The organism is Novosphingobium sp. FW305-C-111, from assembly GCF_058783565.1.
Genome location: NZ_JBYSYP010000008.1, coordinates 199,228 through 207,842 on the forward strand (window position 1 = coordinate 199,228; position 8,615 = coordinate 207,842).

Annotated in this window: 6 protein-coding genes; 1 reads left to right on the top strand and 5 read right to left on the bottom strand. The window is 60.0% G+C overall.

The features are described 5' to 3' along the window. Positions 1–30 precede the first annotated feature (30 nt). The 5 genes from AC3WLD_RS11470 to AC3WLD_RS11490 form a co-directional block, all read right to left on the bottom strand. Positions 31–2,649 (bottom strand): TonB-dependent receptor, encoded by a 2,619-nt coding sequence (locus AC3WLD_RS11470; protein ID WP_492557094.1) that lies wholly within the window; start codon positions 2,647–2,649, stop codon positions 31–33. A 120-nt stretch (positions 2,650–2,769) separates the two neighbouring features. Further along, positions 2,770–3,879: a saccharopine dehydrogenase family protein gene (locus AC3WLD_RS11475; protein ID WP_492557095.1), complete on the bottom strand. Its 1,110-nt coding sequence runs from the start codon at positions 3,877–3,879 to the stop codon at positions 2,770–2,772. Continuing rightward, entirely contained in the window at positions 3,876–5,489 is a 1,614-nt protein-coding gene (locus AC3WLD_RS11480) for a class I adenylate-forming enzyme family protein (protein ID WP_492557096.1), read from the bottom strand. The genes AC3WLD_RS11475 and AC3WLD_RS11480 overlap by 4 nt, the downstream gene beginning before the upstream one ends. Beyond that, complete coding sequence (locus AC3WLD_RS11485) at positions 5,486–6,709, bottom strand: thiolase family protein (RefSeq protein ID WP_492557097.1); 1,224 nt, start codon at positions 6,707–6,709, stop codon at positions 5,486–5,488. The genes AC3WLD_RS11480 and AC3WLD_RS11485 overlap by 4 nt, the downstream gene beginning before the upstream one ends. 100 nt (positions 6,710–6,809) lie before the next feature. Then, positions 6,810–8,132, bottom strand: a complete 1,323-nt coding sequence (locus tag AC3WLD_RS11490; RefSeq protein WP_492557098.1) for an acyl-CoA dehydrogenase family protein — start codon at positions 8,130–8,132, stop codon at positions 6,810–6,812. Positions 8,133–8,270: 138 nt separating this feature from the next. Between AC3WLD_RS11490 and AC3WLD_RS11495 the strand changes: the two genes are divergently transcribed. Beyond that, complete coding sequence (locus tag AC3WLD_RS11495) at positions 8,271–8,579, top strand: AraC family transcriptional regulator ligand-binding domain-containing protein (RefSeq protein WP_492557099.1); 309 nt, start codon at positions 8,271–8,273, stop codon at positions 8,577–8,579. Positions 8,580–8,615: the final 36 nt, after the last annotated feature.

Here is an 8,615-nt window from a genome sequence, read left to right on the forward strand (position 1 = left end):
GTGACCACGCGGCCACCCCCATAGGGTGGATCAGAACCGGGCTGTCGCTTCGATTCCATAGGTGCGAGGCATGCCGCGGTTAAGGTAATCAAGGCCGAAGATGTTGATATTTAATCCATAATTATAATAATACTTGTTCGTCAGGTTCTTTCCCCAGACCGCCACCGACCAGTTGGGAGTTTCATAGGAAAGTCGTCCGTTGAAGAGCCAGTATCCGGGATTGCCGCAGGCGATGGCCGGCCCGGCCTGGAGGACATTGAAGCCTGCCGCCGGCTTGTCACAAGGGGATTGGCCATAATTCTTGAAGGGATCGAAGTAGTATTTGCCGACGTAAGTCGCGTCCCCGTGCAGGCGAAGCTTGGCATCGCCGCGTTCCAAGGCGATCCAGTCGACCGACGACGAGAAGGTGATCTTCGACGCATTCGGGAACGGATTGCCGTTGATCGGCAGGGTGGCGCTGCTTGGATTGCTCGGGTCGATCACGTTGCCTGTATACTTGGTATCAAGCAGGCCCAGCGAGGTATCAAGCCGCAAGCGCGAAGTGGGCTGTATTGTCAGCTCCGCCTCCCCGCCAAAAAGCCGACCGTTACCGCTGCGGGTAAAGGTTGTTGCGCCGATGACCTGGGTAAACTGCTGATTTTTGTAGTCGTAGTAGAAGCCGGCAAGGTTAAGCTGCACGTGCCGGTCGAAAAACCGGGTCTTCAGGCCCCCTTCGTAGGCATTTACCGTCTCAGGCTGGATGTAGTAGACTTGGTTCAGTCCCTGATAGGCTAGACCGTTGTAGCTGCCGGCGCGGTAGCCGCGGCTATATTGCACGTAGCCCATGATTTGATCAGTGAAGTCATAGCTCAGGTTGAACCGTCCGGTCAGCCGGTTGGCTTTTTCAGAGAGATTCACCGCAGGAAGATTTGGGTTGTACGGGAAGCTGTACGGGATCGTGCTTGCCACGATATTCTGGCCCGAAAGGTCGTAGAGGATCGTGCGGCCATCCTGATATTTGACCTTGTCCCAAGTGTAGCGCAGACCAGCGGTAACAGTGAGCTTGTCGGTGACTTCGTAGCTTGCATCGGCGTAGATCGCTTTCGACGGCCGATTGATCGTGTAGTACTGCTCGCCCAGGATGGGACTGAACGGCGGTGCCCCTGCCGCACGGCATGCCGCCGAATAGGCACCGCCAAAGCCGCCACCGCCGCTGTTGTTGATCGCTATGTCGGTAAGCAGGGCGATAAGTGAGCGGGCATCGAGGAAACCGTCTGGCTTTACCGTGACTGGATCGCAAAAGCCCGGTGACCCAGGAGTCAGCGCCGGATTGACCGCGAATGCGGGAACAATGCCGACGGAATCCGGAGTGGCGATCGCAGGATTGCTATATGTACCAGGCAGACCGGCACCAAGCAGGAGGGGGCGCAGTACACCGAAGAAGTCAGGCTGGTTGTGCGTGTAGACCTTGTCCCTGCCGTAATAAAGTCCGGCAGTCAGATTGAGCGGGCCGTCCTTGTAGTTGAAGCGCAGATCCTGGTTGAAGTTGGTGCTGCTGGAGAAATAGCGCAGTGAGCAGACGTCGTTCGGTGATCCGTCGCAATCGAACGGCGAATTGCGGTACCGACCATGGTCATAGCCGGTGATCGAAGTCACCGTGAGATTGTCGGTCAGGTCGTATTTGATGGTCAGCGAACCGCCGTAGGAATCGGTGAAATAATGTCCCGATGTATCCGAATTGATCTCGTTGTCGCCAAGCGGGGTGCCACCGTTCTGTGACGGATCGAAGCGCGAATAACCCAGGTCATCGCGTCCGCCGGCCAGTTGGCCGAGAGCAAATGGAGCGGCGGCAAGGGGGTTGTCCCTGGCACCGTAAATCTTAAGCCGGATATCGAGCCGATCCGAGGGTTTCCAGCGGATTGTTGCCCTTCCTGCAAGACTGTCGGTTGTGCCGATGTGTCGGCTTTGCGCCCGGTTGTAGAGCCAGCCATCGCCCTTGGAATAGGTTCCGGCAATGCGGATGCCGAGTTGATCGGGAACGAGGGTCAGTTCTGCCGCGCCTTCGGCGGTTTTCGTGTCGTAATTTCCGTAACCAAGGGTGAGATAGCCGTTGGCGCTCCCAAGGTCGGGAGCCTTGGTGAAAAAGCTGATGGCCCCGCCGGTCGTGTTCCGCCCGTAAAGAGTGCCTTGGGGACCACGCAGTACTTCGACCCGATCCAGATCATAGAGCTGCTGTCCATGGCTGGCGCGGAAGCTCTGGTAGACTTCGTCCACATAGACTCCGACGGGCGAGGCAGTCGATGCGGCAAACTCGTTCGCCACCGAAACACCCCGCAACGAAAAGTTGGGCTGGGTTTTGCCATAGGGGGTGGTGATCTGGAGGCTGGGCAGGGCACCCATCAAATCGGTCGTGTCGGTGATGCCCTTTGCCTTGAGTGCATTGCTATCGATGGCTGACACGGCAACGGGCACGTTTTGCAGATTCTGTGAACGTTTCTGTGCGGTGACGACGATATCGGCAATTCCGCCGACCTGTGTTTCCGCGCTGTCCTGGGCTTCGTCGCCCGGCACCGCCGCCGACGCCTCTTGCGCTAGCGCGGCGTTGGCCAATCCAAGGCAAGCGACTCCCGTCAGGAGTGCCGCCGCGGTCTTTTGCTTGATGAGCCTCATAGTCCCTCTCCTTTCAAATGGACGCAAGTTCCCGACCGCCGGATCCCGCTCCGACGCCCCCGAATGTGCGCTCACGTCTGTTCTTTCGGTGCTTCGCCGCCGATAGCGTCTAGATGCCGGTCAGGTCGCGCTGGCCGACCAAGCGTGGTAACCTTTTTCCGCCCAGGCATTGAGGATGTGGCGCGCGCCAATCGCCTTTGCAGGTGACTGGAAGCCGGTAGCGAGCAGCTTGCCGGCGAGGATGCGGCGGCACGCTTCCGCAGCCATTTCTCCGGTCTGAAGATATGGCGAGTTCCCGCGCATGACCACGCTCACACCTGCCATGTTGCCCCGACCTATGCACGAGATCACGGAGCGGTTGCGGTCCGGATTCTCGCGCTCGGGCTCGGTTTCGGTAATCTGCCCGCCAAGCTCGTTCGTGACACTTTCCTGTGCTGCGGCGTCCAGGTTGCGGTACTTCTGCTCGAACTCGGTCAGCACCTGCAGGACAGCACCGAACATGATCTGGTTCTTGAAGCCGACAAGTGTCGCGCAGTTGCTGACCCGCGGGTCGTCCCTGTACCAGATCGGTTCGCCACCGCCGCCCCACGGAAGCGCCTTGAAAAGGCGATTCTGGTCGGGCGAGCGGACGTCATAGGCAGTGGCATAAGGCCACATGACCATTTCGTTGTGTTCCAGGAAATACTGCGGCTTGGTGCACATGCGCAGGAACGATTTGGTCGATGCGACGCTTGTGCTCGAATCCGCGAGGTAAAGGATATCGAGTGAATCCACGCCCGGCGTTTCCAGAGCGATTTCGGCCGCTATGTTTCCGGCGGCCCACATGTAGGAAGCTGCTGGAGCCAGCAGCAGTCCCTCGGACTCGAATTGCGCCCCGTATTGATCGCGGCAGAACGCCATCCAGTCGGTCTCGCCTGTCGTGTCGAGATAGTGGCATCCGGCATCGAGCGCGGCCTGGACGACCGGTTCGCCGAGCTGCATGAAAGGACCGGTCACGTTGTAGACGATCTTCGCGCCCTGAAAGAGCGCCGCAAGCGAGGCGCGATCATGCGCGATTTCCGCAACGGAATAGTCTGCGCCGGCCAGTTCCGGCACCTTGGCCATCTGTTCTTCGAGCCGTGCCTTGCTGCGGCCCGCGGCGATAAACGGGATGCCCGCTTCCGCCAGATGCCAGACGATCAGTTTGCCAGTGTAGCCGCTGGCTCCGTAAACAACGACAGGCGCCGTCATGATGCAGTCCTTTCCTCGGTAATCCATTGTGTTTTTCCGTTGCGATCAAACAACTCGCAATCGTTTGCTTCCAACATAGCCACGAGATGCCGGTCCTGCGGCTTCTCCGAAGCGGTTTTGGGGATCGCCTTCACCACCTGAAGGAAAGTCGGGACATTGGCTGATCCCAGAGCGCTGGCACAGGCGGGAATGATCGATGCCGGATCGAAGCCCTTGTCCGGTACGATCGCTGCGATCACCTCTTTCTCGCCAGGTGTGTTGTGCGCGGTGGACACGCCATAGACATATGCGTCGGCCACTCCCGGCATGGCGGCAATCGCGGTTTCGATCGCTCGAGCGTCGATGAAATCGCCGTTGCGCCTGATCGAGTTTCCATCGCGGTGCGAGAAGAACAGCCAGCCTTCGGCATCCTTCCATCCGATATCCCCGGTCCGGAACCACCCGTCCTTCGTCTTTGCGGCCGATGCCTCGGGATTGCCGAAATAGGTAACCGGCGCAACCGATCCATCGGCATTGCGAAAACAGATCTCACCATGCTCACCCGGTCCAAGGATTGTTCCGTCGCTGCTCAGGATCTCGCAGATGCCACCCATGGGCGGCTTCCCAATCGAACCGATTGGTCCTGTTCCTGGCGGATTGAGTGAAAGGCCGCCTTCCGCCGCACCAAAGAATTCGAAGATTTCGAGTCCGAAACGGTCCTCGAATGCCCTCCACATCGAAGCCGGCATACCCGCGCTTAGGACGAAGCGTACTTTGTGCCGACGATCATACGGGCCGTCGGGTTCGGCAAAGATCGCCGTCGCCATGCCACCAAGCAGGTTGAACGTGGTGCAATCATATTTCGCCAGAATCTCCCACAGCCGCGACTTGGTGAACTGGCGGCTGATTATCAGCGGGAAAGGTCCTGCAAGAGCATTGCCAAGGGTGATGAGCTGGGCATTGGCATGGGTGAGGGACAGCCCGGTATAGAGCCGGTCGCCCGGGCGTAATCCGATGAGAGGGCCAAGTGACGCAACTGACGCAAAGCGGGCGTGCGGTGCCAGTATCGCCTTGGGGTCGCCCGTCGTCCCTGAGGTGAACAGCATCTGCATCGGAGCATCAATCGGGCGTGGTGCCACTTCACTGACGGGGATGGATGCCTGGCAAACAGAGGCCAGCAACGGTTGCCCGTCGGTCGCAGAGCCGATGACCCAGATCCACTGCAGGTCCGGCAGGTTGCCGCGCTCCGCGTCGAGATGCGGCAACACGTCGGCCGAAACGATCGCCCCCCGACAGCGTGAGAAGCGCAGCATGTAGGCCAGCTTTTCGCCACGGGTGCGCGGGTCGATCGGCACGAACACCGTCCCGGCGATTTCGGAGGCAACCATCGCTTCGACGAATTCCGGGTGGTTACGCATGATGATGGCAAAGGCATCGCCAGCTTTCATTCCGGCACCGCGTAGCGCGCCTGCAACGCTTTTTCCCGCTTCGAGCAGTGCGGCGAAGGTTCTGGTTTCCTCGCGGAGTCCGCCGTCGGCACCGATGTCAACGAACGTGACGATCGGGGCGGAATAGCCCGACACGATGCCGTCCAGCACCATCTGCAGCAATGTCCGGGCCGTCGCAGTCATCGCGACAAAACCGTCATTGCGATTGCTGCGGCATCGTTACCGATGAATCCGCCACCGTTTTCGGCAAGGGCCAGTTTCGCGCCTTCCACCTGTCGCGGGCCGCATCGGCCGCGCAATTGCTGAACCAACTCGTGGATCTGGCCGAGCCCGGTTGCGCCGATAGGATGTCCTTTGCGGACCAACCCGCCTGACGGATTAACGGGCACTCGCCCGCCGATTGTGGTCGCCCCGCTGGCTAGAAAAGCGGGCCCGCCACCAATATCGCACAGGCCCAATGCCTCGTAGTAAATCAATTCGGCGGGCGAGGTCGCATCATGAAGTTCGACACAGTCGATGTCGCGCGGGTCGATGCCTGCTTCCTCGTAAACCTGTCGGGAAACCGTCTCGGTCAGGCCAGGCCTGCCAGGCAGAGCGTCAAAACCGCTTGAAACGATCGAGGAAAGGACATGCACCGGAGCCTCGACACCCAACCGGGCTGCCATGCGCTCCGAGACGATCACCGCCGCTGCCGCTCCGTCACCGATGGGAGAGCACATCGGCAAGGTTAACGGTGGGGAGATCGGCTTGGCTTGAAGCACATCCTCCACGCTCAGCACCTCGTGGTACTGGGCGTTGGGATTGAGGCTGCCGTGGCGTGAATTCTTCGCGGAAACGAGCGCGAAGTCGCGCTGGGTCGCGCCGCTCGCAGCTATGTAGTCGCGCGCCATTCGGGCGTAAATGTCCATGAACAGCGAACGCCGGTCGCGCGGGGCTGCGTCCAGTTCCGCGGTGGTCAGATCGCCCGTCAGATATCTGTCGAGCTGTTCAGGCTGTTCGGTATCTACGCAGCCTGCATAGACCGCCATCGGGCGCTCCTTGTCCGGGTGGTGGAGTTTCTCCATTCCGAAGGCGAGGACCACGTCGTAGACCCCGAGCGAAACCATCGTGCAGGCCTGCTGGAAGGCGGTCGACGCGGTGGCGCAGGCGTTCTCGATGTTGATCACCGGGATCCCGCCCAGGCCCATCTGGCGCAGCACAACCTGCCCGGCGACGCAAACCTGCCCAGTGACGACCGGAGCGCCGGCCGTGCCCGCCCAGGCGGCCTCGATCTGTTCGAGCCCGATCCCTGCATCGGCCAGCGCCTGCCCGATCGCTTCGCGGGCGAGCGCCGCAAGCGATCGATCGAGATGCTTCCCGAACGGAGTGATCCCCACTCCCGCAATGATCGCCTTCTGGCGCAAGGCAATTCTCCTCCGCTCCGTGCCCCGAAAGCCGAGGCACGGCGATCTCATTCGCAATTGAGTGAGCCGCGTGACCAACCGATCGCGCGGCAGAGTGACGTCAGACCGTCGGCGTCAGCAGATCAGGATCGATCATCAGGGTTCCTCCCTTGATAGCCAGGATTTCGTTGCAGCCATCCTCGATCAACGAAGAGCGGGCATCGCGGAATATCTTCTCTACCGGGTATTCGCGCGTCACCCCGTTGCCGCCGAACATCTGCACGGCATCGCTGGCCACTTCGAGGGCATGTTGCGTGGCGGTCACTTTCGAGAACATCGCTGCCTGCAGTGCGGGCATGTCGTTCATCATATTGAAGGCAGTCACACGGCGAGTAATGGCCCGGGACAGTTCAACCTTGCGGGCCATATGAAAAAGTCGCTTGGCGACGTCCTGGTGGCGGATGATCGGAACGCCCCCCTGCTTGCGCTCGTGTGCATAGGCGTATGCGTGCTCGTAAGCTGCGCGAGCGCAACCAGTGAACACGCCGCCCATCAGTGCGTTGGCTTCACTGTGAATGGCATATACGCCCTTCTTGTAGTCCTCGGGCGCGACCAGGAGGTGATCGATATCGAGCTCGATGTTGTCGAAGAAGATTTCACCCTGCGGCAGAGCGCGCTGACCCATCTTCTCGAGCGGCTTTCCCTTGGACACTCCAAGAGCCTGCAACGGAACGATGACCACTGCCCCACGGCGCGGATCGACGCCGTCTCTGGTTTCCGCCGCGCAGTAGAGAATTGCCAGTTCGGCGATCGGCCCGTTGGATACCCAGGCGGATTTCTGGCCAGAAATGATGACCTTGCCGTCGGTGATCTTCGCAACGCAATTGGGGCGGCCGTATCTGCCTTGGGGGTGGAAGATCGCCCCGTTTGCATCCAGCGAGTCGCTGCCGTGGTCGGGTTCGGTTATGCCCCAGCAACCGATCAGTTCTTCAGGATAGGTCTTGAACACAAAATCGTTGCCGAACTTGGCGGCCATGTAGTGCGGCAGCAGATCGACGCCTGCCGAGATCGCGAGGCCGGCGTCACCCCACCCAAGCTCCTCGAACAGGATGGCAAAGATATCGGGCATCAGTGCCGGCGGAAACGTCGCCAGAGCTTCCATATTGATGCCGAGCGATGCGTAAGCATCGCGGAAGGACCAGAGTTGGGATCCCGGAGCGATGACCTGCTCTGCGGTCAACCGGTCAAGTTCGCGCCCAATGGGGCGCATGACCTTGTCTGCAAATCCGTGCACGGTCTGATGCAATTGATCGACAAGGTCGTCCAGCGGAGGCTCAGCGCCCAACTGACCAAGCTTGACGCGGGGATTGCTGTCCCAGTGGGCAAACGGCCGAGGACCGGATGCATCCAGGGGAGGGGCCTGCAGGAAGGCTGCTTGACTCATGGGATCCTCTCAAATGTTCCCGGTTGAATTTCCGAGTTGAGAACTGTTTGCCACAGCTTTCGACCCGCCAGAATGGCCGTAACCGCCAATAATTGACTTAAACTGACACGGGCGATAGGGATGTGGCAGAGACAAACAATGCAACTCCACCTGCTTGAAACTCTCAAACTGTCGAACCAGAGCCTGCGGATCATGGCCGCGGCGATGCGTGAGAATGCCATCGACCCCGAACGTGTACTCTCCGAAGCCGGTATAGATCAGGAAGTTCTGGCCGACCCGGAGGGCGAGGTGTCATGTTCGCAGGAACTGCGCTTCCAGCAGTTTTTTGCTGACCATACGCGCCATATCCCCGGCCTGTGGATGCGCACCGGCCTTCGCTATCGGGTCATGTCATACGGTCCGCTTGGTGTGGATCGGCGTGCAAAAAGGACCCCGTTAGCGGGGTGATCGGCGTCTAAAAGGGACCCCTCATTTCGATGGTTT

Bases quoted from the DNA above. Each gene is read 5' to 3' on its own strand.
- AC3WLD_RS11490 (WP_492557098.1), bottom strand. From the start codon at position 8,132: ATGAGTCAAGCAGCCTTCCTGCAGGCCCCTCCCCTGGATGCATCCGGT.
- AC3WLD_RS11470 (WP_492557094.1), bottom strand. From the start codon at position 2,649: ATGAGGCTCATCAAGCAAAAGACCGCGGCGGCACTCCTGACGGGAGTC.
- AC3WLD_RS11495 (WP_492557099.1), top strand. From the start codon at position 8,271: ATGCAACTCCACCTGCTTGAAACTCTCAAACTGTCGAACCAGAGCCTG.
- AC3WLD_RS11480 (WP_492557096.1), bottom strand. From the start codon at position 5,489: ATGACTGCGACGGCCCGGACATTGCTGCAGATGGTGCTGGACGGCATC.
- AC3WLD_RS11475 (WP_492557095.1), bottom strand. From the start codon at position 3,879: ATGACGGCGCCTGTCGTTGTTTACGGAGCCAGCGGCTACACTGGCAAA.